Here is a 26,333-nt window from a genome sequence, read left to right on the forward strand (position 1 = left end):
TTCCTGCTGGTCGCGGGCGTGCGGGGCGGAGCGCTACAGTCGGAGCAGACGCTGGCCGCCCATCGGCGGCGCGGGCGCGTGGAGCAGTCCCGGCGACGCCGCCGGAGGGCCGCGCGCGGTGCGGGGCGACGTGGCCGACCGGCCACGGCGTGTGCCGGACGGGTTCGGGGGTAACCCGACCGGGTGGACGTGGACGCACACGGTGTGCGGTTGGTCGGCGACGGGGTGTGTGACCGTCTCGGGTGCCCTCGCTCGGGCGATGGTCGGGTAATTGTCGGAGTGTCCGTCGGTGTGACCGACTAATGCGACAATTCGGAAAAGCGGCCTCTGCGATCGGCATCGATTTCGCGGCGGCCGGGCCGATTACGCGTTGTAGGAGGTGGGGGGCGGATGACGGCGTTCGACCGCGATCTACCTGCTGTCCCGCAGATCTACGAGCGCTCCGAGCAGGGCATACGTGACGCTGTGCGGTCCGACGGCTACCGGAACGACGTTGCGCAGCGTCACCGTCGGAGGTCTAGGCTGTCTGCTGTTCCTGATGATCCATCCATCTCTAGCGAACGAGATTTCGACGTGACGAGTGCGTTGACGCTGCCCACCGGCAACCAGCTGGCGTCGTCCTGGCCGGAGGCGCCGGCCGGCTCCCAGCCCCTGCCGTTCGAGCTGGACCACCTGCTCGCCCTCCGGGTGCCCGGGCTGATCGCCACCCGTCGCCACCTCCACTCCCACCCGGAGCTCTCCGGCGAGGAGTTCGAGACGGCCGCCCTGATCGCCCGGGAGCTCACCCTGGCCGGGCTGAGGCCGCGGCTGCTGCCGAAGGGCAACGGGGTCATCTGCGACATCGACGGCCGCCCCGACGGCCCGGTGGTCGCGCTGCGCGCCGACATCGACGCCCTGCCGCTGACCGACTCGAAGGACGTGCCGTACCGCTCCACGGTGGACGGCGTCTGCCACGCCTGCGGCCACGACGTGCACACCACCGTGATGCTCGGCGTCGGCATGCTGCTGGCCCAGCTCGCCGACCTCGGCGAGCTGCCCGGCCGGGTCCGGCTGATCTTCCAGCCCGCCGAGGAGATCCTGCCCTGCGGCTCGCTGGAGGTCATCGAGGCCGGCGGCCTGGACGACGTGGTGCAGATCTTCGCGCTGCACTGCGACCCCAACCTGCCGGTCGGGCAGATCGGCCTGCGGGTCGGCCCGATCACCGCCGCCGCCGACAACGTCACCGTCCGGCTCACCGGCCCGGGCGGGCACACCGCCCGCCCGCACCTGACCGTCGACCTGGTCGACGCGCTGGGCCGCCTGATCACCGAGGTGCCGGCCCTGGTCAGCCGCCGGGTGCCGGCCAACAGCGGGCTGCTGCTGGTCTTCGGCCACGCCTCGGCCGGCACCCGTTACAACGTCATCCCCTCCGAGGCGTGCGCCTCCGGCACCCTGCGGGTGATGGACCGCGACACCTGGGAGCTGGCCCCCAAGATCGTGGGTCAGGTGGTCCGCGACGTCGTCGCGCCGACCGGTGCCACCGTCGACCTGGAATACCTGCGGGGCCGCCCGCCCGTGTGCAACGACTCCCGGGCCATCCAGGTCCTGACCGGCGCCACCGTCGCCGCGCTCGGGCCGGAGGGCGTCGCCGAGACCCCGCAGAGCATGGGCGGCGAGGACTTCTCCTGGTACCTGGAGTACGTCCCTGGCGCGCTCGCCCGGCTGGGCGTCGGCCGCTCCGGCCCGAACGTGGACCTGCACCGGGCCTCGTTCGACGCGGACGAACGGGCCATCCCGGTCGGCGTACGACTCATGGTCCAGACCGCGCTGCGGGCACTGGCGGCGGCGCGGTAGGCGGCAGCGGCGCGGCCGGTCCGGTCGGCGTCATCGCCGGCGGGGCCGTACGCCGCCGCCGGCGCAGCACCACCAGCAGCACCGCCACCGGTACGCCGATCGCCAGCAGCCACGGCAGCACCGCGCCCAGCACCGTCAGCAGGATGGTCATCGAGGTCAGGAAGACCTTCCAGCCGCCCTTGAGCCCCACCAGGAAGCCGACCTCGGTCTCCTCGTCGGCGGTGCTCGCGTCGGGGCCGACCAGCGACACGGTGATCGTCGACAGGCTGGTCAGGTCCGCCAGCCGCTCCTTCTTCGCCTCCAGCGAGGCGAGGTCGGCCTCCCGGCGCGACAGCTCGTTCTCCAGCGACACCAGATCGCTGATCGAGGTGGCCCGGGCCAGCAGCTTGCGGGCGCTCTCCACCCGGGCGCGCTGCGTGGTGATCCGCGCGTCCAGGTCGACCATCTGCTCGGTGACGTCCTCCGTGCGGATCTCCCGCCGCTGCTGCCGGCCGAGCTTCGCCAGCTCGTCGACGACGCCGTGGAACTTCGCCGCCGGCACCCGCAGCTCCAGCTCGGCCCGCGCGTCCGCGTCGGCGCTGCGCCGCTGGTCGCCGCCGATGAAACCGCCGGCCGCCGTGACCGTGGCGATCGCGCTCCGCGCCGCCTCGTCCACATCGTCCACCTGCACGCGCATCGTGCCCGTGTAGATGATGGAGCGCTGGTCGACCCGCAGGTCCGGTGCGCCGGCGCCGCTGCCCTGCTCGGCCTTGCCGCCGCCCCGCTCCGCCGCGCCACCCGCCGGGTCCGCAGCGCCACCGGCCTGGTCCGCCGCGCCACCGGCCCGGTCCCGCTCCGCTGGGGCCGCCGCCGGTCCGCTGTCGGCGTTGTCCCGCGCGTCGCTGCCGCAACCCGCGAGCGCGAACAGCGCCACCAGCGCGGCGGCCGTCAGCCGTACGCCTCGACGTCGCCGATCCCGTCCGTCCATTCCGCCTCCATCGTCCTCGCCCCCGTGCGGGGCGATACCTCAGACGTGACGCGTCCCCACGTCGGTTCCGGCAGACTGCGCTCAGGACATCACGATTCGATAATCTTGGAGTCACGATGCAGCTCACCAAGTACGCCCACTCCTGCCTGCGGGTGGAACACGACGGGGGAGTGCTGGTCATCGACCCGGGCGTGTTCAGCGATCCGGCTGCGCTCGACGGGGCCGACGCGGTGCTCATCACCCACGAGCATCCCGACCACCTCGACGTCGAGGCGGTCACCCGGCAGCTCGACCGACGGCGCTTCGTCATCCACGGGCCGGCGTCACTGGCCGACACCCTGGGCGACGCCGCCGAGGCGCTCGACGCGGTCCGGCCCGGACAGGCGTTCACGGCCGCCGGCGTGCCGGTACGCGCCCACGGCGGCCGGCACGCCGTGATCCACCCCGACATCCCGGTGATCGACAACCTGGCGTACCTGCTGAACGACACGGTGTACCACCCCGGGGACAGCCTGGTCGTCCCCGAGGACGCGCAGGTCGACACGCTCTTTCTGCCGATCCACGCGCCGTGGACGAAGTTCTCCGAGTCGCTGGACTTCCTCCGGGCGGTCGCCCCGCGCCGGGCGTACGCGCTGCACGACGGGCTGCTCAACGACAACGGGCTCAACGTGCTCAACGGCAACTTCACCCGGCTGTCCGACGTGGAGTACCGCCGGCTCGAACCGGGCACCCGGATCGACGCCTGACGGCGATGCCCGGCCCGCCCCGAGAGCTGGTGCACCGGCTCTACACCACCCCGCCGGACCGGTTCGTCGCGATCCGCGACGAGGCCGTCGCCGAGGCCCGCCGCGCCGGCGACCCGAAGGCCGCCCGGGAGATCGCCCGGCTGCGCCGGCCCACCGTGGCCGCCTGGCTGGTCAACCTGCTCGCCATCCGCCGCCCCGAGCTGGTCGCCGACCTGGCCCAGCTCGCCGAGGCCCTGCGCACCGCCCAACGCGAACTGCGCGGGCCCCGGCTGCGGGAACTCTCCACCCAGCGGCGGGCGGTGGTCGGCGCGCTCGTCGCCGAGGTACGCAAGCTGGCGGCCGGGGCGGAGGAGGCCCCGCCGGCCGGGAAGCTGCCGCTGGGCGAGGTGGAGGCCACCCTCAACGCCGCGCTGGCCGACACCGACGTCGCCGAACAGGTCCGCTCCGGCCGGCTGCTGCGGGCCGCCACGTACGCCGGCTTCGGCGAGGTGCCCCGCCCCCAGTTGCGGCTGGTGACCGGCGGGGAGGAGCCGGAGCCGGAGCCCCGGCCCGAGCCGACCGGGAAGCAGCGGGGCGGCGTCGACCGGGCCGCGCTCCGCGCCGAGCAGGCGGAACGGGCCGCCCGGGCGGAGCGGGCGCGCCGCCGACGGGCGCTGGAGAAGGAGCTGGCCAGGGCGCGTACCGACCAGGAACGCGCCGAGGCGGAGCTGGCCGGCGCGACGGCGGCCGAGCGCGACGGCGTCGGCGCGCTGGACGCGATCGAGGCGGAACTGGCCGAGCTGGAGCGGCGCCGGGCCGTCGCCGAGCAGGACCTGAGCCGGGCGAGGCTGGCCCGGCGCGGGGCGGAACGCACGGTGACGGCCGCGCGCCGCCGCGCCGGCGAGGTCGAGGCGGCGGTGGAGGCACTCGACGCCGAAGAGGGGGATGCCGAGTCGGGCGGCGGCGCGGCAGACTGACCCCTGTGGACGGACGGGGAGCGGGCGGATGACGCCGGAACAGGTCGCCGCGGCCAGCAAGCCGATCGTGCTGGACCTCGGCGACGTCTTCACCCGCTGCCCGACCACCCTGCGTCGGGCCCGGCTGCTCGGCATCCCCGGCTGGGCGTTCTACGTCACCGGGCGGGCCGGCGCCCTCGGGGACGTGCGCGCCGAGACGGTCGCCGCCGCCCTCGGCTTCCTGGCCCCCGAAGCGGTCGCCGACGGCTGGGACGCGGCCCGCCGGGTCGTCCCGCCGGTCGAGGTGGCCGCCGCCACCATGGTCGAGTGCTGCCGGTGGGGCGAGGAGCGGCTCGACGCCCTCGCCGGGGTGAGCCGGCTCGCCGCCCTGCTCAGCCGCGCGGTCGACGCCGCGGACGCCAGCGGCATGCCGCTCTTCGCGGCCTGGCGCGCCATGCCGGTGCCGGTCCGGACGGCCGGCGCCCGGGCGGCCGTCGGCCTGCGCCTGCTCCGGGAGCACTTCGCCGGGGCCCACCTGATCGCGGTCCGGGCCAGCGGGATGACCCCGCTGGAGGCCGTGCTCGCCGGCCCGGACGGGGAGGCGGGCGCGGTCGCCTGCGGCTGGCCGCCGCCGTACCCGCCGGTCGGGCCGTTGGTGCGCAGGCGGCTCTGGGCCGAGGCGGTGACCGACCGGCTGGCCTCACCGGCCTTCGCGGCGCTCGGCCCGGCCGACGGCACCGAACTGGTGGAGCTGCTCACCGCGACCCGGGCCCACCTGACCGACCCGGGCTGAGCCGCCGCGCCGGACCCCGGCCCGCGCCGGACCCCGGCCCGCGCCGGACCCCGGCCCGCGCCGGACCCCGGCCGCCGGGGCGGGCCGGAAAATCGGCGGCGACCCGCCGGCCCGCCTGTCAGGATCGCCCCCGTGACTCTTCCCGCCGGCTGGCACGCCCGCCGACCCACCCTGGACGACGTACCGGCGATCCTGGCGGTGGTGCACGCCGCCGACACCTTCGCCATCGGCTATCCGGACTTCGACGCCGACGACGTGCGCGACGCGCTCACCGCGCCGCACGTCGACCCGGAGCGGGACTCCTGGGTGGTGACCGATCCGGAGGGCGCTCTGGTGGCCTGGGCGATCCTGCAGAACGAGACCGGGATGGGCCGGGAGTTCGTCGACGTGTTCGTCGACCCGGCCCGGGGCGCGGAGGTGCGGGGGCCGCTGCTGGCCCGGCAGCTGGACCGGGTGGCCGCGCGGGCCGCCGAGCGCGGCCTGCCGGACCTGACCGTGCGCTGCCCCGCCTGCGAGCCCGAGCGCCGGTGGGCAGCCGAGCTGACCGAGGCGGGGTTCGACTTCGTCAAGCGGTACCAGCTCCTGCGCCGTTCGTTGGCGGGGGTGCCCGGCGAGCCGCCGCCACCGCCGCCCGGGGTGACGGTCCGGCCGGTGCGTCCCGGCGACGAGTCGGAGCTGCGCGACTTCCACCGGATCTTCGACACCGCCTTCCGCGACACCCCCGACTACGAGCCGTCGGGCTACGACCGGTGGCGGGCCCTCATCAGGCCCGGGACGGCCTGGGACGAGTGGTTCGTCGCCGAGGTGGACGGGCAGCCCGCCGGCGTACTCCGGTCGTCCGACCAGGCGCTCGACCGGAACGAGGGATGGGTCAGGAACCTCGCGGTGCTGCCCGGTCACCGGCGTCGCGGGGTGGGCGCGGCACTGCTGAACCACGCGTTCGCCCGGTACGCGGAGAAGGGCCGGGAGACCGTCGGCCTCGGGGTCGACCTGGCCAACCCGACCGCCCCGCTCTCGCTCTACCGGTCGGTGGGGCTGCGCGAGGTGCGCTGGGTCGACATGTACGAGCTGGTCGTGCCGGCCACCGGTGTGTGATTGACGACGCCGGGCGGGGCCGGATGGGGGCCCCGCCCGGTGCCGGAGCAGACTGGGGGCCGTGGGATACGCGCGGGGCCGACCGTACGGGCTAGGCCGACGCGGTGCCGGTGGGGCGGGACCGCAGCTCGGTGACGTAGTCGTCCGGCGCGCCCGCCTTCTCGGCGGCGTTCGCGATCTCCGAGAGGTACCACGCCGTGGGCAGCCCGCCCTCGTACCCGTCGAAGACGTAGATCCACGCGGTCACGTCGCCGTCGAGGGTGGAGATCCGCACGTGCAGCTTGCGGTACGTGCCGGCGGTCACCCCCTCCAGCTCGTCGAGCTGGGCGGCGTCGTAGGGGTGGATGTCGTAGATCGCCACGAAGACCCGGTCACCGGGCGACTCGACGACCGTGCTGACCGCGCCCTCCCAGCCGATCACGTCCTCGCCCGCGAAGGTGAGCCGCCAGCCTTCCAGCCAGCCGGTGCCCACCATCGGCGAATGCGGACAGTAGGCGCGCATGCGGGCAGGGTCGAGGTTAGAGCCGTAGGCGGCGTGATGACGCACGGCGATGACGATAGCCCGCCCGCAGGGTGGGGGAGAATACGACTGAGCGTGTCGGACGCGTTCGGGAAAAGAAAGTCACTGTGAGCATCGGTCGGGGGCGGGCACGGTGAGCGCGAGGAGTGCAGCGGAGCGGACCCCCGCAGCCGCGAACGAAAGGATGGCCCTGTGAGCCGGATCGTGATCATCGGCGGTGGACCGGCCGGCTACGAGGCGGCCCTGGTCGCCGCGCAGCTGGACGCTGATGTCACCGTCGTGGAGGCCGAGGGCGCCGGCGGGGCCTGCGTGCTGTCCGACTGCGTACCGTCGAAGACCTTCATCGCCAGCTCGGAGGTGGTGACCGGCTACCGGGACACCGAGGAGTTCGGGGTGGACTCCGACGGCCTGGAGGCGGTCACGGTCGACGCCGGCGCGGTGCACGAGCGGGTCAAGCGCCTCGCGCTCGCCCAGTCCGCCGACATCCACGCCAAGCTGGTCAAGGCCGGGGTGACCTTCGTGTCGGGCACCGCCCGGCTCGGCGAGGACACCCTCGGGCACACCCACCGGGTGCTCGTCACCCCGACCGACGGCGGCGGCGAGCAGTCCATCGCCGCGTCGACCGTGCTGGTCGCCACCGGCGCCACGCCGCGCCAGCTGCCCACCGCCGTACCGGACGGCGAGCGCATCCTGACCTGGCGCCAGGTGTACGACCTGCCGGAGCTGCCCGAGCACCTGATCGTGGTCGGCTCCGGTGTCACCGGCGCGGAGTTCGCCAGCGCCTACCTGGCGATGGGCGTGCAGGTGACGCTGGTGTCGAGCCGCGACCGGGTGATGCCGCACGAGGACGCCGACGCGGCCATGGCCATCGAGCGGGTCTTCCGCACCCGGGGCATGAGCATCCTCAACAACTCCCGGGCCGACGCGGTCCGGCGTACCGCCGACGGGGTGGAGGTCGAGCTCTCCGACGGCCGGAAGGTGGCCGGCTCGCACGCGCTGATTGCGGTCGGCTCCATCCCCAACACCGCCGACCTGGGCCTCGCCGAGTACGGCGTCGCGCTGGCCCGGGGCGGCTACGTCACCGTCGACCGGGTCTCCCGGACCAACGTGCCCGGCATCTACGCGGCCGGCGACTGCACCGGGGTGCTGCCGCTGGCCAGCGTCGCCGCCATGCAGGGCCGGATCGCGATGTGGCACGCGCTCGGCGAGGCGGTCCGGCCGCTGCGGCTGCGTACCGTCGCGGCGAACGTGTTCACCGACCCGGAGCTGGCCACCGTGGGCGTCTCGCAGGACGAGGTCGACTCGGGCAAGGTGCCGGCCCGGCAGGTCATGCTGCCGCTGGACGGCAACGCCCGCGCGAAGATGGATGGCCTCGCCGACGGCTTCGTCAAGCTCTTCTGCCGCCCGGCCAGCGGGCAGGTGATCGGCGGCGTGGTGGTGGCGCCGAAGGCGAGCGAGCTGATCCTGCCGATCACCATGGCGGTGGAGAACAACCTCACGGTCAACGAGCTGGCCCAGACGATCACGATCTACCCGAGCCTGTCCGGCTCCATCACCGAGGCCGCCCGCCAGCTCATGCTGCACGAGCTGGAGTGATCCGCCGGAGCAGGGCGACCGCGACGACGACGAGCACGGCGACCTCGGTGAGGATCAGCAGGCGCTCGACCAGGCCGAGCAGCAGCCGGTCGCCGGGGTAGGCGGACCAGACCATCGCCGCCGCCAGGACCACGCTGGCCGTGGCGAGACCGCGTACCCGGCGGCCCGCGGCTGCCGGCAGGCGTCGGGCGAGCAGCCAACCGGCGGCCGGCAGCGCCAGGAAGGCGACCACCGAGGCGTACCGGTGGACGTAGGCGGCGGTGTCCATGGGCAGGCCGGGCTCGTTCGTCGGCACCACCGCGGCCAGCAGCAGCCCGCCGACCCAGGCGGCCAGGAACGCCTCCGCCGCCCGCCCCGCTCCGGCGGCGGCCGGCCGGTGGCCGCGCCACAGGGCGGGCAGGAGCACGGCGGTGGCCGCCGCGAGCACCAGCATGGCGACGTCGATGACGCCGCCCCGGTCGGAGACGGCGTAGTCGCTGACGGTCAGCGTCCACGGGTCCAGGTTCTCGCTCACCTCGACGTGGCCGATCACGGCGAGCAGCGTCGCCAGGGCGATCCCGCCGAGGGCCAGCAGTCCACTGTTCCGGGTTCCGCGCATGGCTCAGCCTGTCCCGCGAGGGACCCCAGACGGATCCGGGCCGCCCACCGAGATCGGTCCCCGGGACCACCCCTAGGCGGCGCCGGGGCGGCCGGTCACTCCGCCCCGGGCGCGTCCCGCCTCGCCGCGACGACGACCGGCACCGCGACCGACTCGGCCGCCCGCCGGGCCCCGACGGCGGTCATGGCCCAGCCCGCCGCCGCGAAGCCGGCCGCCGCGACCCCCGCGATCAGCGCCAGCCGCCACGCGGACTCGGTGAGGGCCGTCCCGCCGAGGTGCCCGACCAGCCCGCCGTACGTCGCCCAGGCCAGCGCCGCCAGGCCCTCGTAGAGCAGGAAGAGGCGGTACGGGTACCGGCTGCGGCCGGCCGAGAAGCAGGCGGCCATCCGTCCGCCGGGCACGAAGCGGCAGAGCAGGATCACGAGCGGCCCGGGTCGGCGCAGCCCCTGGGTGACCCGGCTGGCGACGCGCCGGGCCCGGCCCCGTTGGGCGTCGCGCGGCGCCCGGCGGTCCGGCGCGCCCCGCCCGAGCAGGTAGCAGGCCAGGTCCCCGACGAAGACGCCGAGCGCGCCGACGGCGATGGTCACCGGCAGGTTCAGCCCGCCGTACACGGTGAGGGCGCCCCCGGTGATCATCACGACCTGGGTGGGGATCACGGGGACGAAGGCGTCGGCCACCAGCAGTGCGAGCAGTGCGAGGTACGCCCAGGCCGGCGTTGCGACCTCAGTGAGTAGTTCGGGCACGACTGCCACCTCGCCGGACGGGGCCGATTGCGGGTACCGAGCCTGACGGGTCGCCCGGCGTCACGGGGCGGGACCCTGGCGCGTGGTGACCACCGACACGGCAGGGCCACCGGACACAACGAGCGGAGACCGCCGCAGGTGACGGATGGGCGCGGCGGCGAGGGTCGGCGGACCGGGGCACCCCGGCGTACCGTTGTCGGGGCGCGGCCCCACGACCGTCGGGTCCCCCGTTCCTGACGGTGCGGCCGCCGCGGGCCGTCGGCAGGTCCCGTGCCGGCGGCCCGCCCCTGTGCCCGTCCGCGCTTCCGCCCCCGTGCCGGAGCGCCCGGAAAAACCGGCTGCGGTCCCCGCGGGCAGGGCCGTACCGTCGCGGCATGCGCAGTGCGGTATCCACCACGACGCCGGGAGACCCCGGCGCGCCGTACTGACCTGACCGTCGACGAGGCCCCGGGGCGATCCGCCCCGGGGCCTCGCGGCGTCCGGTGACCGGGTCGACTCCGGGTCGTACCCGATCAAGGAGCGCGACATGATCGACCACCGCAGGCTCGGCCGGGAGCTGGAGCTGTTCGCCTCCGACCCGCTGGCTGGCGCCGGGCTGCCGCTCTGGCTGCCGGCCGGTGCCGCCGCCCGGCACGCCGTCGAGGAGTACGTCCGCGAGCTGGAACGCCGCGCCGGCTACCGGCACGTGTCCACCCCGCCGCTGGGCAGGCGGGAACTCTTCGAGCTCTCCGGCCATCTCGGCTACTTCGCCGACGACATGTTCCCGCCGATGCGGCTCTCCGCCGACGACGAGTTCGTGCTGCGGCCGGCGCTCTGCCCGCACCACGCCCTGGTGTTCCGGGCCCGGGGCCGCTCCTACCGGGAGCTGCCGCTGCGGATCGCCGAGCTGGGCGGCATGTACCGCGCCGAGCGCTCGGGGGTGCTCGGCGGGCTGTCCCGGGTGCGCGCCATCTCGCTCAACGACGCGCACAACTTCTGCGCCCTGGAGCAGGTGGGCGAGGAGGTCGCCGAGATCCTCCGGCTGATCCGCGAGGCGCACGCCGCGCTCGGCGTACGGGCGGCGGGGTTCCGGCTGTCGCTGCGCGGGCCGGGGGAGAAGTACGTCGGGGACGACGCCCAGTGGGCGCGGGCGGAGGAACTGCTGCGCGCCGCGCTCGACGGGGTGGAGTTCACCGAGGCCCCGGGGGAGGCCGCGTTCTACGGCCCGAAGATCGACATCCAGGTGCGGGACGCCGCCGGCCGGGAGTTCACCCTCTCCACCGTCCAGCTCGACTTCGACAAGCCGGAGCGGTTCGACCTGTCGTACACCGACGCGTCCGGGGCGCGGCGTCGACCGGTGATGGTGCACCGCAGCCTCGTGGGCAGCATGGAGCGGCTCTTCGCGTACCTGATCGAGGTGCACGAGGGCGCCTTCCCCGCCTGGTACGCCCCGGTGCAGCTGGTGGTGCTGCCCGTCGGCGACGACCAGGCCGGGGCGGCGGCCCGGCTCGCCCGCGACGCGCTGGCCGCCGGGCTGCGCGTCGAGGTCGACGGGGCCGGTTCGCTGGGCTCCCGCATCCGCGACGCGGCCCGCGCCCGGGTCCCGTACGCCGCCGTCGTCGGACCCCGCGAGGCGGCCGAGGGCGCGGTCTCCCTGCGGTTGCGCGGCGGCCGGGCCCTGGACCCGATGCCCGCCGCCGACGCCCTGCGGCTGATCGGCGCGGTGGTGGCCGACCGCGGCCCGGCGCTGCTGCCGACCCGCTGAGCCCCCGCCCGGCCCCGACCCCGTCGACCGCCCGCCCGTCGCCGCCGGCGGTCTCCCCGTCACCGGGACGACCCTTCGAGCGGCGCGGGCTCGGGGCCGGCCTGGAGGTCGAGGCCGGGCTGGGGGTCGGGGTCGGGGTCGGGCTGGAGGGCGGCGGTGAACTGCGACCGGTACAGGCGGTGGTACGCGCCCCGCGCGGCGAGCAGTTCCTCGTGCGTGCCCTGCTCCACGATCCGGCCGTCCTCCATCATCAGGATCAGGTCGGCGTCGCGGATGGTGGAGAGCCGGTGCGCGATGACGAAGCTCGTCCGGTCCGACCGCAGCGCGGCCATCGCCCGCTGGAGCAGCACCTCGGTGCGGGTGTCCACCGAGCTGGTCGCCTCGTCCAGGATCAGCAGCGACGGCTCGGCGAGGAAGGCCCGGGCGATCGTGATGAGCTGCTTCTCGCCGGCGCTGACGTTGCTGCCCTCCTCGTCGATCACCGTGTCGTAGCCGTCGGGCAGGCTGCGCACGAACCGGTCCACGAACGTGGCCCGGGCCGCGGCCAGGATCTCCTCCTCGCTCGCCCCGGGGCGGCCGTACGCGATGTTGTCGCGGATGGTGCCCCCGAAGAGCCAGGTCTCCTGGAGCACCATGCCGATCCGGCCGCGCAGGTCGTCGCGGCGCATCGTGGTCACGTCCACCCCGTCGAGCGTGATCCGGCCGGCGTCCAGCTCGTAGAAGCGCATGACCAGGTTGACCAGCGTGGTCTTGCCGGCCCCGGTCGGCCCGACGATGGCGACCGTGTGGCCGGGCTCGGCGACCAGGGAGAGGTCCTCGATCAGCGGCTTGTCGGGGGCGTACCGGAAGGAGACGTTCGCGAACTCGACCCGGCCGTGCGGGTCGCGTACCCGGGCCGGCTCGGCCGGGTCGGGGCTCTGCTCCTCGGCGTCGAGCACGGCGAAGACCCGTTCGGCGGAGGCCACCCCGGACTGGAGCAGGTTCGCCATCGAAGCGACCTGGGTGAGCGGCTGGGTGAACTGCCGCGAGTACTGGATGAACGCCTGCACGTCGCCGAGGCTCATCGACCCCGACGCCACCCGCAGGCCACCGACCACGGCGATCGCCACGTAGCTGAGGTTCCCGACGAACATCATCGCCGGCATGATGATCCCGCTGATGAACTGGGCGCCGAAGCTAGCCCGGAACAGCTCGTCGTTCTTGGCGGTGAAGGCGGCCTCCACCTCGCGCTGCCGGCCGAAGACCTTCACCAGCTCGTGGCCGGTGAACGCCTCCTCGATCTGGCCGTTCAGCTCGCCGGTGTGCTCCCACTGGGCGATGAACTGCCGCTGCGACCGCTTGGCGATGGCGGTGGTGACGACCACCGAGACCGGGACCGCGACCAGGGCCACCAGGGCCAGCAGCGGCGAGATCCAGAACATCATGGCGAGCACGCCGACGACGGTGAGCAGCGAGGTGAGCAGCTGGCTCAGCGTCTGCTGGAGGCTCGTCGAGATGTTGTCGATGTCGTTGGTGACCCGGCTGAGCAGCTCGCCCCGGGGCTGCCGGTCGAAGTAGGGCAGCGGCAGCCGGTTCAGCTTCTCCTCCACCTCGGCGCGCAGCCGCAGCACGGTGCGCTGCACCACCCCGTTGAGCAGCCAGCCCTGCCACCACATCAGCAGGCTGGCCACCAGGTAGAGCCCGAGTGCCAGCAGCAGCACCCGCGCCAGCGCGGTGAAGTCGATGCCCTCGCCGGGCACCACGTCCATCCGGGCGAGCATGTCGGCGAAGTTGTCGTTGCCGGCCGCCCGCGCGGCGGCCACCGCCTGGTCGGCGGTGGTGCCCGCCGGCAGCTGCCGGCCGATCACCCCGGTGAAGATCAGGTCGGTGGCCCAGCCGAGCACCTTCGGCCCGACCACGCTGAGCCCGACGCTGAGCACGGCCAGCGCGATCACGGCGACGAGCTGGAGGCGCTGCGGGCGCAGCCGGCCCAGCAGCCGCCGGGCCGAGGGCCCGAAGTTCATCGACCGCTCGGCGGGCATCCCGACGCCCGCGTGCGGACCGCCGCGCTGCCCGCCGGGCGGCAGCCGCTTCGGCGTCGCGGCGTCGGCGGCCGGCTTCTGCTGCGGTACGGCGCTCGCGCCCGCGCTGCTGTGCCTGACGGTTGGCTCGCTCCGCTCGCTCACGCGACCACCTCCGTGGTGTTCTGCGACGCCACGATCTCGGCGTACGTCGGGCAGGTGAGTAGTAGCTCGTCGTGCCGGCCGATCCCGACCACGCCCCCGTTCTCGAGCACGACGATCTGGTCGGCGCCGACGATGGTGCTGACCCGCTGCGCCACGATCACCACGGCGGCGTCCGCGGTGACGGGGCGCAGCGCCGCCCGCAGCCGCGCGTCCGTGCCGAGGTCGAGCGCGGAGAACGAGTCGTCGAAGAGGTAGATCTCCGGCCGCCGGACCAGGGCGCGCGCGATGGCCAGCCGCTGCCGTTGCCCGCCCGAGACGTTCGTGCCGCCCTGCGCGATCGGCGCCGCCAGCCCCTCGGGCATCGCCTCGACGAAGTCCCGCGCCTGGGCGATCTCCAGCGCCCCCCAGAGTTCCGCGTCGGTCGCGTCCGGGTTGCCGTAGCGCAGGTTGCTCGCCACGGTCCCGGTGAACAGGTACGGCCGCTGCGGCACCAGCCCGATGCGGCGCCACAGCTCGTCCGGCGCCAGCTTCCGCACGTCGACGCCGTCGACCAGCACCGCGCCGGCGGTCGTGTCGACCAGCCGGGGTACGAGCGACAGCAGGGTGGTCTTGCCCGCGCCGGTGCTGCCGATGACCGCCGTGGTCGTCCCCGGTGTCACCCGGAACGACACGTCGCGCAGCACCGGCTCGGCCGCCCCCGGGTACTGGAACGCGACGTCGCGCAGTTCCAGCTCGCCGTGGCTCGTCACCTCGGTCACGGGGCGGGCGGCGGGCACCACGGAGGAGTCGGTGTCGAGCACCTCGACGATCCGTTCGGCGCAGACCGCCGCCCGCGGCACCATCATCAGCATGAAGGTGGCCATCATGACGGCCATCAGGATCTGCATCAGGTACTGGAGGAAGGCGGTGAGGGCGCCGACCTGGATCGCCCCGGCGTCCACCCGCTCGGCGCCGAACCAGAGCACCGCGACGCTGGAGACGTTGAGCACCAGCATCACCACCGGGAAGATCAACGCCATCAGGCGGCCGATCCGCAGGGCGGTCGCGGTGAGGTCGGCGTTCGCCGTGGCGAAGCGGTCCGTCTCGTACGGCTCCCGGACGAACGCCCGCACCACCCGGATGCCGGTGATCTGCTCGCGCAGCACCCGGTTGACCGTGTCGATGCGGGTCTGCATGAGCCGGAAGCCCGGCACCATCCGCCGGATGATCAGCCACAGGGCGACGGCCAGCACGGGCACGCTGACGAGCATCAGCCAGGAGAGCCCGACGTCCTCGCGCAGCGCCATCACCACGCCGCCGACGCTCATGATGGGCACGGCGACGAGCATCGTGCAGCTCATCAGCACGAGCATCTGCACCTGCTGCACGTCGTTGGTGTTGCGGGTGATCAGCGAGGGCGCGCCGAACCGGGCGACCTCGCGGGCGGAGAAGCGGTTGACGTGCCCGAAGATTGACGACCGGACGTCCCGGCCGAAGGCCATCGCCGTGCGCGCGCCGAGGTAGACGGCCGCGACCGAGCAGACGATCTGGATGAGGCTGACCGCGAGCATCCAGCCGCCGGTGCGCATGATGTAGCCGGTGTCGCCCCGGGCCACGCCCAGGTCGATGATGTCGGCGTTGAGGCTGGGCAGGTAGAGCGACGCCATGGTGCCGACGAACTGGAGCAGCACCACGGCGGCCAGCGGCCGGTGGTACGGGCGAAGGTGCGTACGCAGCAGCCGGGTCAGCATGCCGGGCTCCCTTCCGGGGTGCCGTGGTCGCCGTTGCCGATGACCTCGAGGAGGAACTCGCGGATCACCGCCGCCTTCGCCGGGTCGGCGTCGACCGAGGTCAGCGGCTGCCCGGAGCGGATCATGGCGGTCAGCGCGTCGATCCGGGCGCGGCCGGCCGGGGTGATCGCGATCTTGACGCTGCGCCGGTCGGCCTCGTCGCGCTGCCGCTCGACGAGGCCGTCACGTTCGAGGGTGTCGACGATGCCGGTCAGGGTGGCCGGCCGGACGAAACAGTGCTCGGCGACCGCGCGGTGCGCCAGTTCGCCGTGCTCGGCGAGAGTCATCAGAGCGACCATCCCGGCCTGGGTGAGGCCGTGCGCCTCGGCCAGGTAACGATTCCACCGCTGTCCGGTGACGTGCCCGGCGACCACGAGCAGTCGCGCTATCGGCACGTCCCGCAGCGTCAACAGTTCCATGGACGGCAGATTAGCGCCCTGAACGTCAGGCCCCAAACGAAATAGCGACGGCCACTCCGACGAAGAGGATCTGCTCCGCCGTACGCGGGCCGAGGGGGGTCGCCGGGCGGCCGGCCAGGGTCAGGCCGCGCCGCACCGCCGAGACGTTCGCCGGGAACATGGCCAGCATCAGCAGGGCCAGCCCGGCCGCGGTCCAGCGGGCGGTCGCCGGCACCAGCAGCCCGACCGCGCCCACCAGCTCCAGCACGCCGGTGACGGTGACCAGCAGGTCGGGCCGGGGCAGGCGCGGCGGCACCATCGCGATCATGTCGGCCCGGTAGGCGGGGGCGAAGTGCGCGACACCGGTCACCACGAACATCAGCGCCAGGCCCACCCGCAGCGCCGGATGCCAGCCGTCGAGGGCGGCCACTCCGGCCAGCCCGGCCAGCCGGGCGAGCGCGGTGCCGGCCACGAGTGCGATCAACGGAGCCATCGGTACCTCCTCGGTAGCAACTTGTCGCCGACAAGATTGCCGTCGGAGGTGTCATCTTGTCAATGGCAAGATATGATGGCGGCATGACCGGAACGCGCGGCTACCACCACGGCGACCTGCGTCGCGCCCTGCTCGCGGCGGCGGTGCAGGTGATCGAGGAGTCGGGCCCGGCGGCGCTGAGCCTGCGCGACCTGGCCCGCCGGGCGGGCGTCTCGCACGCCGCCCCGGCCCACCACTTCGGCGACAAGGCCGGGCTGCTGACCGCCCTCGCCACCGAGGGCTTCCACCTGCTGGCCGAGGCGCTGCACGGCGCCGGCGGCGAACTGCTCGACCGGGGCGTCGCGTACGTCGACTTCGCGGTCCGCCACCGCGCGCACTTCGAGGTGATGTTCCGTCCGGACCTCTACCGGGCCGACGCGACGGAGTTGGTGGCGGCCCGCCAGCGCGCCGGGGCCGCGCTGCACTCGGGCGTCGCGGGGCTGTCCGAGCGACGCCTGACGGCGGAGGATCCGCAGGGCGACGCGCTCGCGGCCTGGTCCATCGTGCACGGCTTCGCCACGCTCTGGATCTCGGGCGCGCTGCCGCCGCGCGTCGGCGACGACCCCCGGAAGGCGGCCCGCGAGGTGATCCACCGCCTCTTCCCGCAGCCCTGACGGGCGCGGGACGGCCAGGTGGCAGTGCTCGTGCCGGTCCTGTCGAGCTGATGTCGTAGCCGATTCAGCCCGACAGGCACCGCTCTCGACGGGCACCGCTCACCGACAGGCACCGCCAGCCGGCTGCGGCGCGGCCCGCTGGTGGCGGCGGTGTCACCAGCTGGTGGGCAGCGGCATCCCCTCGGTGTAGCCGGCCGTGCTCTGCACGCCGACCAGGGCCCGCTCGTGGAACTCCGCGAGGTCGCGCGCACCCGCGTAGGTGAAGGCGCTCCGTACCCCCGCGATGATCTCGTCGATCAGGTCCTCCACGCCCGGACGGGCCGGGTCCAGGTACATCCGCGCCGAGGAGATGCCCTCCTCGAAGACCGCCTTGCGGGCCCGGTCGTACGCGCTGTCGTCGGCAGTCCGCGCGCTGACCGCCCGCGCCGAGGCCATGCCGAAGCTCTCCTTGTAACGCCGGCCGTCGGCGTCGGTGTAGAGGTCGCCGGGCGACTCGTAGGTGCCGGCGAACCAGGAGCCGATCATCACGTTCGAGGCTCCGGCGGCCAGCGCCAGCGCCACGTCGCGCGGGTGTCGCACGCCGCCGTCGGCCCAGACGTGCCGGCCGAGCTGCCGGGCCGCCGCGGCGCAGTCGAGCACGGCGGAGAACTGCGGCCGGCCCACCCCGGTCATCATCCGGGTGGTGCACATCGCGCCCGGACCGACGCCGACCTTGACGATGTCGGCCCCCGCCCGCACGAGGTCGCGTACGCCCTCGGCGGTCACCACGTTGCCCGCCGCGACCGGGACCGCCGGGTCCAGCGCGCGGACCGCCCGCAGGGCGGTGATCATGCGTTCCTGGTGCCCGTGCGCGGTGTCCACCACCAGCGTGTCCACCCCGGCCTCCAGCAGCGCCGCCGCCTTGCCGGTCACGTCGCCGTTGATGCCCACGGCGGCGGCGATCCGCAACCGGCCCCGGTCGTCCACCGCCGGCCGGTAGAGGGTGGCCCGCAGCGCACCCTGCCGGGTCAGCACCCCGACCAGGCGCCCCTCGGCGTCGACCACCGGGGCCAACCGGCGTCGCCCCGCCGAGAGCCGCTCGAAGCCGGTACGCGGGTCCGCGTCCGCCGGCACGGTGTGCAGCTCCGTGGACATCACGTGCCGGAGCTGGGCGAAGCGGTCCACGCTGACCGTGTCCGCCTCGGTCACCACGCCCACCGGCCGGCTCTCCTCGTCGATGACCACCACGGCGCCGTGCGACCGCTTCGGCAGCAGGTGGATCGCGTCGCCGACGGTGTCGGTCGGGCCCAGCGTGATCGCCGTGTCGTGCACCAGGTGCCGCTGCTTGACCCAGGCGACGACGTTCGCCACCACCTCGATGGGGATGTCCTGCGGGATGACCGCGATCGCGCCGCGCCGGGCGACCGTCTCGGCCATCCGGCGGCCGGACACCGCCGTCATGTTCGACACGACCAGCGGGATGGTGGTGCCCGTGCCGTCGGGGGTGGCCAGGTCGACGTCGAGCCGCGAACCCACCTCGGAACGGACGGGCGCCATGAAGACGTCGTTGTAGGTCAGGTCGTGCGCGGGGACCGCGCCGTGAAGGAACCGCACGTCGCCATCATTCACGCCCGCCGGCGCCCGCGCCCCGGGTGGTAGCCGAAAACACCCCGACCACGCCCGGAACACCAACGCCCGCACCACCAACGCCACCACCGGCGCGCTCAGTCGAACAGCAGGGTGGCCGCGACCGCCACCATCACGACGGCCACCGTCCCGTCGATCACCCGCCAGGCCACGGGGCGGGCCAGCACGGGCGCGAGCCGGTGGGCGGCGGCGCCGAGGACCGTGAACCAGACCGCGCTGGCCAGCACGGCGCCCGCGCCGAAGACCCAGTGGTGCGGGTGCTGGCGGGCCACCCCGCCGAGCAGGAGGACGGTGTCGAGGTACACGTGCGGGTTGAGGTAGGTGAACGCGAGGCAGGCCAGCAGCGTCGCCCCGAGCGTGGCCGGCGGCCGGTCGGCGGGGGAGAGCGCGCCGGGACGCAGCGCGCGGCGGGCGGCCAGCGCGGCGTACCCGAGCAGGAACGCGGCGCCGAGCCACCGGACGGCGGTGAGGGCGGTGGGGTGCTCCGCCGTCGCGCCGCCCATGCCGGCGATGCCGAGCGCGATGAGCAGCGCGTCGGACGCGGCGCAGACGGCGACGACCGGCAGGACGTGCTCGCGGCGCAGGCCCTGCCGCAGGACGAAGGCGTTCTGCGCGCCGATGGCGGCGATCAGCGCGATGGCGAGGGAGAAGCCGGCGGCGGCGGAGCCGGCCACGGAGCTGCTGAGGATGTCGGGCACGAGCCGAGGCTACGAGCCCCGCGTCATGCAGCCCAGCTAAAGATTCTCATGGCGGATAAGCTCTGCTTCATCATGCTGGACACCACGCAGCTCCGGACCTTCGCCGCGGTGGTCCGCGAGGGCAGCTTCGAGGCGGCGGCGCGGTCCCTGCACGTCACCCCCTCGGCCGTCAGCCAGCGCCTCAAGGCGCTGGAGCAGTCCGTCGGTCAGGTGCTCGTCCAGCGGACGAAGCCGTGCCGGGCCACCGACGCGGGCCGGCCGCTGCTGCGGCTCGCCGGGCAGGTGGCCCTGCTGGAACGGGAGGCGCTGGACGCCGCCCGGCCCGCCCTCGGCGGGCCCGCGCCCACCCGGGTGACGGTCGTGGCGAACGGGGACTCGCTGGGCACCTGGTTCGTCGGCGCGCTGGCGCGACTGCCCACCGAGCTGGCGCTGCTGTTCGACGTCCGCCGGGACGACGAGGACCACACGGCGGAGCTGATCCGCGACGGCACGGCGATGGCGGCTGTGACCGCGCAGCGCGAGGCCGTGCAGGGCTGCCGGGTGGAGCGGCTGGGCGCCATGCGGTACGTCGCCTTGGCCGAGACCGGGTTCGCCGCCCGCCACTTCCCCGACGGTCTCACCGAGGCCGCCCTGGCGTCGGCGCCGATGATGGCGTTCGACCGCAAGGACCAGCTCCAGCAGCGGTTCGCCCGCACCGTCACCCGGCGTCGGCTCGACCCGCCGGTCCACTACGTCCCGTCCTTCGACGGCTTCAACGAGGCGGTGCGGCTCGGGCTCGGCTGGGGGATGGTCCCGGAGCGGATCGCCCGCGCCGACGTCGCCGCCGGACGCTGCGTCGACCTCGGCGCCGGGCGTCACCTGGACCGCCCGTTGTACTGGCAGCACTGGCGGGTGGACTCCGCCACCCTGGACGCGCTGACGGCCGCCGTCCGAACGGTGGCGGGCGCCGAACTGCGCTGACCGCCCGGGCTGCTTGCCGCGCCCTGTCCGGCGGGCTGGTGCCACGCCGCGGCGCACCCCGGCCGGCCGTGCCGCGCTGCGCCGTTAGGAAGGGCACCTGTACCGAAACATCAGGAAGGTGCCCTTCCTTACACCCTCAGGCGATGGTGCAGATCGCCGCGCCGGCGGTGATGACGGCGCCGACCTCGGCCGCGAGGCCGCTGACCGTGCCCGCCTTGTGGGCGTGTAGCGGCTGCTCCATCTTCATCGCCTCCAGCACCACGACCAGGTCACCCTCGGCCACGGTGTCGCCGTCGGCGACCGCGATCTTGACGATGGTGCCCTGCATCGGGGAGGTGAGCGCGTCGCCGCTGACCGCGACGCCGGCCTTGGTCCCGCCGCCCCGGCGGGCCGGCTTGCGCGCGGCGGGCGCGGCGGTGGCCGTACCCCCGCCGAAGCCGGTGGGGAGGCTGACCTCCAGCCGCTTGCCCCCGACCTCGACCACGACGGTCTCGCGCTCGGCCGGCGCGTCGGCGGGCCCGGCGGCGGCGGTGAACGGCGCGACGGTGTTGTCGAACTCGGTCTCGATCCACCGGGTGTGCACGGTGAAGGGCTCGGCGGTGAAGGCCTCGTCCCGGACGACCAGCCGGTGGAACGGCAGCGCGGTGGCCATGCCCTCGACGACCATCTCGTCCAGGGCGCGGCGGGCGCGCTCCAGCGCCTCGGTACGCGTCTCGCCGGTGATGATCACCTTGGCCAGCAGCGAGTCGAAGTTGCCGCCGATCACGTCGCCGGCGGAGATGCCGGTGTCGACCCGGACGCCGGGGCCGGTGGGCAGCCGCAGCGCGGTGACCGTGCCGGGGGCGGGCAGGAAGTTGCGGCCCGGGTCCTCGCCGTTGATCCGGAACTCGATCGAGTGCCCGCGCGGCGTCGGGTCCTCGGTGAACCGCAGCTTCTCGCCGTCGGCGATCCGGAACTGCTCGCGGACCAGGTCGATGCCGGCGGTCTCCTCGGTGACCGGGTGCTCGACCTGGAGGCGGGTGTTGACCTCCAGGAAGGAGATGGTGCCGTCGGCGCCGACCAGGTATTCCACCGTGCCGGCGCCGTGGTAGCCCGCCTCGCGGCAGATGGCCTTGGCGCTGTCGTGGATCTGGGCGCGCTGCGCGTCGGTGAGGAACGGCGCGGGAGCCTCCTCGACCAGCTTCTGGTGCCGGCGCTGGAGCGAGCAGTCCCGGGTGCCGACCACGATCACGTTGCCGTGCCGGTCGGCCAGCACCTGCGCCTCGACGTGGCGGGGCTTGTCCAGGTAGCGCTCGACGAAGCACTCGCCCCGGCCGAACGCGGCGACCGCCTCGCGGGTGGCCGACTCGAACAGGTGCGGGATCTCCTCCATCGTGCGGGCCACCTTGAGCCCGCGCCCGCCGCCGCCGAAGGCGGCCTTGATGGCGACCGGCAGGCCGTGGTCGACGGCGAACGCCAACACCTCGTCGGGGCCGCCGACCGGGTCGGGGGTGCCGGGCACCAGGGGAGCGCCGGCGCGCTGGGCGATGTGCCGGGCGGTGACCTTGTCGCCGAGGTCCCGGATCGCCTGCGGGGTGGGGCCGATCCAGGTCAGCCCGGCGTCGATGACGGCCTGGGCGAAGTCGGCGTTCTCGGAGAGGAAGCCGTAGCCGGGGTGGACCGCGTCGGCGTCGGCCTTCGCGGCGACCTCCAGCAGCTTGTCGATCCGCAGGTACGTGTCGGTGGCGGTGTCCCCGCTGAGCGCGTACGCCTCGTCGGCAAGCGTGGCGTGCAGAGCGTCCCGGTCGGAGTCCGCGTAGACGGCGACGCTGCCGAGGCCGGCGTCGCGACAGGCACGGATGACGCGGACGGCGATCTCGCCGCGGTTGGCGATGAGTACCTTGCGCACCTTGCTGGCTCCTCCCGGAGGGTCACTGACCGGGAGTGTATCGGCCACCGTGGCGACCCTAACGATCGCTCAGTGTGGGATGCCGCACTGTTCACCGCGCCCTAGTCAAATTTGCTTATTACGCTCATCCGGTGTCTGCCACGCGAATGATGATCCTCGGCCTGGTGCGCTGGATGCAGCCGGTGCACGGCTACGACGTGCGCCGTGAGCTGCTCAGTTGGAGCGCCGACAGGTGGGCGAACGTGCAGCCTGGGTCGATCTACCACGCCCTGCGCAAGCTGACCCAGGAAGGGCTTCTGCGCGAGGTGGCCACCGAGCAGGTGGGCGCCCGTCCGGCCCGCACCACGTACGAGGTGACGCCGAAGGGCGAGGAGGAGTTCGAGTCGCTGCTGCGCGGCCTGTGGTGGCAGCTGCACGAGCCGCCGGACCCGTTCGCGGCGGCGTTCTCCTTCCTGCCCGCGATGCCGCGCGAGGAGGCGGCGGCCGCCCTGCGCAACCGGGCGAACCTGCTGCGCGCCGGTGTCGAGTGGATGCGTACGTCGTTGAGTTCTGGCTGGATGCGTTCGACCAAGCCGGTGCACGTGGGGTGGATGTTCGAGCTGTGGACCGCCCGCTCCGAGGCGGAGATCTCCTGGTGCGAGCGGATCGCGGAACGGATCGAGTCGGGGGTGTCGTACCTGCCCGAGGGGCTGGAGCGGGCGCAGGGCTGGGAGGGCTGGGAGGAGCAGCTGCCGCCCCGGCCGACGGAGGGCGAATAATCAACGTTGACTAAAAGAGCTATATCGCGTTAGCCTGCCCGGGGCGCCACGGGGGAAGCATGCCGTCCGGCGTCGTCTCCGAGGGACAGACAGGTGGCCGGTGGCACCGGCCCGGACGACCAGGAGCAGAGATGATCGAGACCAGAGGGTTGCGGAAGTCGTTCCGCTCCCGAGAGGGTCGCCAGAAGAAGACCGTCGACGCGGTGCGGGGCGTCGACCTGAAGGTCACCGAGGGGGAGATCTTCGGCTTCCTCGGCCCCAACGGCGCCGGCAAGACCACCACCCTGCGGATGCTGGCCACGCTCATCGAGCCGGACGGCGGCGAGGCGACCGTCGCCGGGGTCGACCTGCGCAAGGACCCGGCCGAGGTGCGCCGCCGCATCGGCTACGTCGCCCAGGGCGGCAGCACCTGGGACGAGTCCACCGCCCGGGAGGAACTCGTCCTGCACGCCCGGATGTACGGCATCGGCAAGGCCGACGCGCACCGGCGGGCCGCCCGCGCCCTCGACGCCTTCCAGCTCACCGAGTACGCCGACCGCAAGTGCAAGACCTACTCCGGCGGTCAGCGCCGGCGGGTGGAGATCGCCCTCGGCATCATCCACGAGCCGAGCATCGTCTTCCTCGACGAGCCGACGACCGGCCTCGACCCGCAGAGCCGGGCGCACATGTGGGACGAGATCCGCCGGCTGCGGGGCGACGGCATGACCGTCTTCATCACCACCCACTACCTGGAGGAGGCCGACGCGCTCTGCGACCGGATCGCGATCATGGATCACGGCGAGGTGGTCGCGGAGGGCACCCCGACGGAGCTGAAGCGCGAGATCTCCGGCGACGTCGTGCTGGTCGGGCTCGACGCGGCGGCCACCCCGCAGGCCGCGCAGCTGCTCGACGGCGAGCCGTACGTCAACAAGCTGGAGACCGCCGAGGAGGGCGGGCTACGCCTCTACGTCGACGAGGGCGCCACCGCCATCCCGCAGATCCTGCGCCGCGTCGACACCGCCGGCCTCGGGCTCAGGTCCATCGAGCTGCACCGGCCCAGCCTCGACGACGTCTTCCTCACCAAGACCGGCCGCTCGCTGCGCGAGTCCTGATCCCGACCGGAGAGATCCCATGAAACTCGCCCGTGACACCTGGCTGATCTTCCAGCGCCAGCTTCAGCTACTGCTGCGCAACCCCGTCTGGGTCTTCGTCGGCGTCTTCCAGCCGGTGATGTACCTGCTGCTCTTCGCCCCGCTGCTCAAGCCCGCGCTGAACGCGCCCACCCAGGCGGAGGCCTACAAGATCTTCGTACCCGGCCTGCTGGTGCTGCTGGCCATCTTCGGCGGCCTCTTCCAGGGCTTCGGCCTGATCGCCGAGCTGCGCGCCGGGGTCATCGAACGCTCCCGGGTCACCCCGGTCAGCCGCCTCGCCCTGCTGCTCGGCCGCTCGCTGCGCGACGTGGTGTCGCTCATCGTGCAGGCGGTCATCATCACCCTGCTCGCGCTCCTGTTCGACCTGCGCGTCTCCCTCGTCGACCTGCTGCTGGCGTACCTGATGCTCGCCCTGATCGCGCTGATGACCTCGGCCGTCTCCTACGGCATCGCGCTCAAGGTCAAGAGCGAGGACGCGCTGGCCCCCCTGATGAACACCGTGGCCCAGCCGGTGCTGCTGCTCTCCGGCATCCTGCTGCCGCTGACCTTCGCCCCCGGCTGGCTCCAGGGCATCGCCGAGTGGAACCCGTTCTCCTGGGCGGTCGACGGCACCCGGGCCCTCTTCGCCGGCCAGCTCGGCGACGACAAGGTCTGGCAGGGCCTCGGCATCATCGCGCTCCTCGCCGCCGCCGGCGTCGTCTGGGCGGCCCGGCAGTTCGCCAGCAGCGTCCGGTGAGGTGAAAGGAAGGGCACCTTCCTGACGCCTGCGGTAGCGGAAGAGGCCCTTCCTGACGCCGGGGAGAGTTGCCTCTCACCAGGGGCGGGGCACCGGCCCGACGCTTGTAGCGTGAGGCCGGTGCCCCGCCTCACCCGTGACCGGCTCACCTGGCTGACCTACGCCCAGCTCGGGCTGTGGGGCTTCTTCCTCTACGGCTTCGGGCCGGTCGTGCCGCTGCTGCGCGACGAACAGGGCACCTCGGCCGCCGTCGCAAGCCTGCACAGCACCGGCATCGCCGTCGGCGCGCTGGCCGGCGGGGCGCTCTTCGCGCCCCTGGCCCGCCGCCTCGGCCGGGGCCAGGCGATCTGGGTCGGGCTGGCGGGCGTGGCGGCCGGCGTCGCCGCCCTGGGCGTCGTCCGCGCCCTGCCCGCCACGATCACCGCCGTCGCCGTGATCGCCACCTTCGGCATGCTGGTGATCAGCGGTGTGTCCGTGGTACTCACCGACCGGCACGGCACCGGCGCGCCCGCCGCGCTGACCGAGGCCAACGCCGCCTGCGCCGGCGCCGGCATCCTCGCCCCGCTGGTCATCGGCGCCAGCGTCGACGCCGGGTGGGGCTGGCGACCGGCGATGGCCGTCGAGGTCGGCCTGATCGCGCTGGTCGCGCTCGCCGCCGTGACCTTCCGCGTACGCCTGCCGCAGCCCGCCCCCGCTGCCGCGGCTCCTGGCTCTCCGGCTCCTGGCTCTCCGGCTCCTGGCTCTCCGGCTCTCGACTCTTCGGCTTCCGGCTCTTCCGCTTCCGGCTCTTCGGGTTCCGGCTCTTCGGGTTCCGGCGGGGTCGCCTCGGTGGCCGGCGCCCATGGATCCGGCCGGCGCCTGCCGGTGGCGTACTGGATCGCCTGGGTGCTGATGGCGGTCACCGGCTCGATCGAGGTCTGCCTGTCGCTCTGGACGGCCGACGTGCTCCGCTCGCACGCCGGGATGGCGGCCGGCGGCGCCTCGGCCGCCGTCGCCGCGATCGTCTGCGGCATGTTCGTGGGCCGGCTCGCCGGGGGTCGGCTCGCCCTGCGGTACCGGCCCGTGCCGCTGCTGCTGGCCGCGCTGGGCGTCTCGCTGGCCGGGTTCGCGCTCTTCTGGATCGCGCCGGTCGGCTGGCTCGCCGTCACCGGCCTGGTCGTCCTCGGCCTCGGCAACGCCCTGCACTACCCGCTGGCGATCTCGATCGCGCTCGCCGTCGCCGGGCCGGCCGCGGACCGGGCGGCCGGCTATGCGTCGTACTCGATGGGGGTGGGCTTCGGGATCGCGCCGGTCGCGCTCGGCTGGGTGGCCGACGGCGTCGGACCGCACCTGGCCTTCCTGCTGCTGCCGGCCTTCATCGCGGCGGCTGCGCTGCTCGCCGCCCGCCTGGGCCGCGCCCTGCGCCCGGCCCCCGCCGACCTCCGATCCCCGACCCCCGTCTGACGCCAAGCGCCCCCGCGGACCTTGGGTCCTCCGGCGGACCTTGCGT

Annotated in this window: 24 protein-coding genes; 13 read left to right on the plus strand and 11 right to left on the minus strand. The window is 74.0% G+C overall.

Annotated elements, in window-relative coordinates:
• The first annotated feature begins 573 nt into the window (after positions 1-573).
• A complete protein-coding gene (locus OG989_RS11285) occupies positions 574-1,833 on the plus strand; it encodes an amidohydrolase (protein WP_151455637.1) in 1,260 nt (419 codons plus the stop codon).
• On the opposite strand, the gene OG989_RS11290 is transcribed toward OG989_RS11285, so the two are convergent.
• Positions 1,790-2,800: a DUF4349 domain-containing protein gene (locus tag OG989_RS11290; protein ID WP_151455638.1), complete on the minus strand. Its 1,011-nt coding sequence runs from the start codon at positions 2,798-2,800 to the stop codon at positions 1,790-1,792. The two genes, OG989_RS11285 and OG989_RS11290, sit on opposite strands and share 44 nt — an antisense overlap.
• A gap of 116 nt (positions 2,801-2,916) precedes the next feature.
• On the opposite strand from OG989_RS11290, the gene OG989_RS11295 reads away from it, so the two are divergent.
• The 4 genes from OG989_RS11295 to OG989_RS11310 all read left to right on the plus strand — a co-directional run bounded on the left by OG989_RS11295 (position 2,917) and on the right by OG989_RS11310 (position 6,369).
• A complete protein-coding gene (locus tag OG989_RS11295; RefSeq protein ID WP_151455639.1) occupies positions 2,917-3,546 on the plus strand; it encodes an MBL fold metallo-hydrolase in 630 nt (209 codons plus the stop codon).
• A 5-nt stretch (positions 3,547-3,551) separates the two neighbouring features.
• The gene (locus OG989_RS11300) at positions 3,552-4,502 is read left to right on the plus strand and encodes a hypothetical protein (RefSeq protein ID WP_151455640.1); all 951 of its coding nucleotides are present in this window, start codon (positions 3,552-3,554) and stop codon (positions 4,500-4,502) included.
• A 28-nt stretch (positions 4,503-4,530) separates the two neighbouring features.
• On the plus strand, positions 4,531-5,274 hold the full coding sequence (locus OG989_RS11305) for an SCO6745 family protein (protein ID WP_132233287.1): 744 nt from the start codon (positions 4,531-4,533) through the stop codon (positions 5,272-5,274).
• Between the two features lie 132 nt (positions 5,275-5,406).
• Positions 5,407-6,369 (plus strand): GNAT family N-acetyltransferase, encoded by a 963-nt coding sequence (locus OG989_RS11310; RefSeq protein WP_151455641.1) that lies wholly within the window; start codon positions 5,407-5,409, stop codon positions 6,367-6,369.
• Positions 6,370-6,460: 91 nt separating this feature from the next.
• Here the strand turns inward: OG989_RS11310 and OG989_RS11315 are convergent, their stop codons facing one another.
• Positions 6,461-6,916 (minus strand): gamma-glutamylcyclotransferase, encoded by a 456-nt coding sequence (locus OG989_RS11315; protein ID WP_132233291.1) that lies wholly within the window; start codon positions 6,914-6,916, stop codon positions 6,461-6,463.
• 165 nt (positions 6,917-7,081) lie between these two features.
• Here OG989_RS11315 and OG989_RS11320 point away from each other — a divergent pair, with 165 nt between their 5' ends.
• Positions 7,082-8,485: an NAD(P)H-quinone dehydrogenase gene (locus tag OG989_RS11320; RefSeq protein WP_151455642.1), complete on the plus strand. Its 1,404-nt coding sequence runs from the start codon at positions 7,082-7,084 to the stop codon at positions 8,483-8,485.
• Here the strand turns inward: OG989_RS11320 and OG989_RS11325 are convergent.
• Together OG989_RS11325 and OG989_RS11330 are read right to left on the minus strand one after the other, a co-directional pair.
• Complete coding sequence (locus OG989_RS11325; protein WP_327030466.1) at positions 8,463-9,083, minus strand: DUF998 domain-containing protein; 621 nt, start codon at positions 9,081-9,083, stop codon at positions 8,463-8,465. The two genes, OG989_RS11320 and OG989_RS11325, sit on opposite strands and share 23 nt — an antisense overlap.
• Positions 9,084-9,178: 95 nt before the next feature.
• Entirely contained in the window at positions 9,179-9,826 is a 648-nt protein-coding gene (locus OG989_RS11330; protein WP_327030467.1) for a DedA family protein, read from the minus strand.
• A gap of 526 nt (positions 9,827-10,352) precedes the next feature.
• Here OG989_RS11330 and thrS point away from each other — a divergent pair.
• Positions 10,353-11,570 carry a threonine--tRNA ligase gene (gene thrS, locus OG989_RS11335; RefSeq protein WP_327030468.1) on the plus strand — a complete coding sequence of 406 codons (1,218 nt, stop codon included), beginning with the start codon at positions 10,353-10,355 and terminating at the stop codon, positions 11,568-11,570.
• Between the two features lie 59 nt (positions 11,571-11,629).
• Here thrS and OG989_RS11340 read toward each other — a convergent pair whose 3' ends face one another.
• The 4 genes from OG989_RS11340 to OG989_RS11355 form a co-directional block, all read right to left on the minus strand.
• Positions 11,630-13,591: an ABC transporter ATP-binding protein gene (locus tag OG989_RS11340; protein WP_327031145.1), complete on the minus strand. Its 1,962-nt coding sequence runs from the start codon at positions 13,589-13,591 to the stop codon at positions 11,630-11,632.
• A gap of 140 nt (positions 13,592-13,731) precedes the next feature.
• On the minus strand, positions 13,732-15,465 hold the full coding sequence (locus OG989_RS11345) for an ABC transporter ATP-binding protein (RefSeq protein WP_327030469.1): 1,734 nt from the start codon (positions 15,463-15,465) through the stop codon (positions 13,732-13,734).
• Positions 15,459-15,923 (minus strand): MarR family winged helix-turn-helix transcriptional regulator, encoded by a 465-nt coding sequence (locus OG989_RS11350; RefSeq protein ID WP_151454434.1) that lies wholly within the window; start codon positions 15,921-15,923, stop codon positions 15,459-15,461. The genes OG989_RS11345 and OG989_RS11350 overlap by 7 nt, the downstream gene beginning before the upstream one ends.
• Positions 15,924-15,948: 25 nt before the next feature.
• Positions 15,949-16,395: a DoxX family protein gene (locus OG989_RS11355; protein ID WP_151454433.1), complete on the minus strand. Its 447-nt coding sequence runs from the start codon at positions 16,393-16,395 to the stop codon at positions 15,949-15,951.
• An 83-nt stretch (positions 16,396-16,478) separates the two neighbouring features.
• On the opposite strand from OG989_RS11355, the gene OG989_RS11360 reads away from it, so the two are divergent.
• Complete coding sequence (locus OG989_RS11360; protein ID WP_151454432.1) at positions 16,479-17,048, plus strand: TetR/AcrR family transcriptional regulator; 570 nt, start codon at positions 16,479-16,481, stop codon at positions 17,046-17,048.
• Positions 17,049-17,201: 153 nt separating this feature from the next.
• On the opposite strand, the gene OG989_RS11365 is transcribed toward OG989_RS11360, so the two are convergent.
• Complete coding sequence (locus OG989_RS11365; RefSeq protein WP_327030470.1) at positions 17,202-18,641, minus strand: GuaB1 family IMP dehydrogenase-related protein; 1,440 nt, start codon at positions 18,639-18,641, stop codon at positions 17,202-17,204.
• 110 nt (positions 18,642-18,751) lie between these two features.
• Positions 18,752-19,348: a LysE/ArgO family amino acid transporter gene (locus OG989_RS11370; RefSeq protein WP_327031146.1), complete on the minus strand. Its 597-nt coding sequence runs from the start codon at positions 19,346-19,348 to the stop codon at positions 18,752-18,754.
• A 96-nt stretch (positions 19,349-19,444) separates the two neighbouring features.
• Between OG989_RS11370 and OG989_RS11375 the strand changes: the two genes are divergently transcribed.
• Positions 19,445-20,332 (plus strand): LysR family transcriptional regulator ArgP, encoded by an 888-nt coding sequence (locus OG989_RS11375; RefSeq protein ID WP_327031147.1) that lies wholly within the window; start codon positions 19,445-19,447, stop codon positions 20,330-20,332.
• A 136-nt stretch (positions 20,333-20,468) separates the two neighbouring features.
• Here OG989_RS11375 and OG989_RS11380 read toward each other — a convergent pair whose 3' ends face one another.
• Positions 20,469-22,220: an acetyl/propionyl/methylcrotonyl-CoA carboxylase subunit alpha gene (locus tag OG989_RS11380; protein ID WP_327030471.1), complete on the minus strand. Its 1,752-nt coding sequence runs from the start codon at positions 22,218-22,220 to the stop codon at positions 20,469-20,471.
• 146 nt (positions 22,221-22,366) lie between these two features.
• On the opposite strand from OG989_RS11380, the gene OG989_RS11385 reads away from it, so the two are divergent.
• From OG989_RS11385 to OG989_RS11400, 4 genes are all read left to right on the plus strand, one after another.
• On the plus strand, positions 22,367-22,978 hold the full coding sequence (locus OG989_RS11385) for a PadR family transcriptional regulator (RefSeq protein WP_132233960.1): 612 nt from the start codon (positions 22,367-22,369) through the stop codon (positions 22,976-22,978).
• Positions 22,979-23,109: 131 nt separating this feature from the next.
• Entirely contained in the window at positions 23,110-24,069 is a 960-nt protein-coding gene (locus OG989_RS11390; protein WP_151454429.1) for an ATP-binding cassette domain-containing protein, read from the plus strand.
• Positions 24,070-24,088: 19 nt separating this feature from the next.
• Positions 24,089-24,844 carry an ABC transporter permease gene (locus OG989_RS11395; RefSeq protein WP_151454428.1) on the plus strand — a complete coding sequence of 252 codons (756 nt, stop codon included), beginning with the start codon at positions 24,089-24,091 and terminating at the stop codon, positions 24,842-24,844.
• 120 nt (positions 24,845-24,964) lie between these two features.
• Positions 24,965-26,287 (plus strand): MFS transporter, encoded by a 1,323-nt coding sequence (locus OG989_RS11400; protein WP_327030472.1) that lies wholly within the window; start codon positions 24,965-24,967, stop codon positions 26,285-26,287.
• Positions 26,288-26,333: the final 46 nt, after the last annotated feature.

This window comes from Micromonospora sp. NBC_01740 (assembly GCF_035920365.1).
Taxonomy (GTDB): Bacteria; Actinomycetota; Actinomycetes; order Mycobacteriales; family Micromonosporaceae; genus Micromonospora; species Micromonospora reichwaldensis.

Excerpts from the sequence above, each read along its gene's own strand:
- OG989_RS11295 (WP_151455639.1), top strand. The coding sequence starts at position 2,917 with ATGCAGCTCACCAAGTACGCCCACTCCTGCCTGCGGGTGGAACACGAC.
- OG989_RS11350 (WP_151454434.1), bottom strand. The coding sequence starts at position 15,923 with ATGGAACTGTTGACGCTGCGGGACGTGCCGATAGCGCGACTGCTCGTG.
- OG989_RS11345 (WP_327030469.1), bottom strand. The coding sequence starts at position 15,465 with ATGCTGACCCGGCTGCTGCGTACGCACCTTCGCCCGTACCACCGGCCG.
- OG989_RS11305 (WP_132233287.1), top strand. The coding sequence starts at position 4,531 with ATGACGCCGGAACAGGTCGCCGCGGCCAGCAAGCCGATCGTGCTGGAC.
- OG989_RS11290 (WP_151455638.1), bottom strand. The coding sequence starts at position 2,800 with ATGGACGGACGGGATCGGCGACGTCGAGGCGTACGGCTGACGGCCGCC.
- OG989_RS11340 (WP_327031145.1), bottom strand. The coding sequence starts at position 13,591 with ATGCCCGCCGAGCGGTCGATGAACTTCGGGCCCTCGGCCCGGCGGCTG.
- thrS (WP_327030468.1), top strand. The coding sequence starts at position 10,353 with ATGATCGACCACCGCAGGCTCGGCCGGGAGCTGGAGCTGTTCGCCTCC.
- OG989_RS11390 (WP_151454429.1), top strand. The coding sequence starts at position 23,110 with ATGATCGAGACCAGAGGGTTGCGGAAGTCGTTCCGCTCCCGAGAGGGT.
- OG989_RS11300 (WP_151455640.1), top strand. The coding sequence starts at position 3,552 with ATGCCCGGCCCGCCCCGAGAGCTGGTGCACCGGCTCTACACCACCCCG.
- OG989_RS11375 (WP_327031147.1), top strand. The coding sequence starts at position 19,445 with ATGCTGGACACCACGCAGCTCCGGACCTTCGCCGCGGTGGTCCGCGAG.
- OG989_RS11355 (WP_151454433.1), bottom strand. The coding sequence starts at position 16,395 with ATGGCTCCGTTGATCGCACTCGTGGCCGGCACCGCGCTCGCCCGGCTG.
- OG989_RS11325 (WP_327030466.1), bottom strand. The coding sequence starts at position 9,083 with ATGCGCGGAACCCGGAACAGTGGACTGCTGGCCCTCGGCGGGATCGCC.
- OG989_RS11385 (WP_132233960.1), top strand. The coding sequence starts at position 22,367 with ATGATGATCCTCGGCCTGGTGCGCTGGATGCAGCCGGTGCACGGCTAC.
- OG989_RS11360 (WP_151454432.1), top strand. The coding sequence starts at position 16,479 with ATGACCGGAACGCGCGGCTACCACCACGGCGACCTGCGTCGCGCCCTG.
- OG989_RS11395 (WP_151454428.1), top strand. The coding sequence starts at position 24,089 with ATGAAACTCGCCCGTGACACCTGGCTGATCTTCCAGCGCCAGCTTCAG.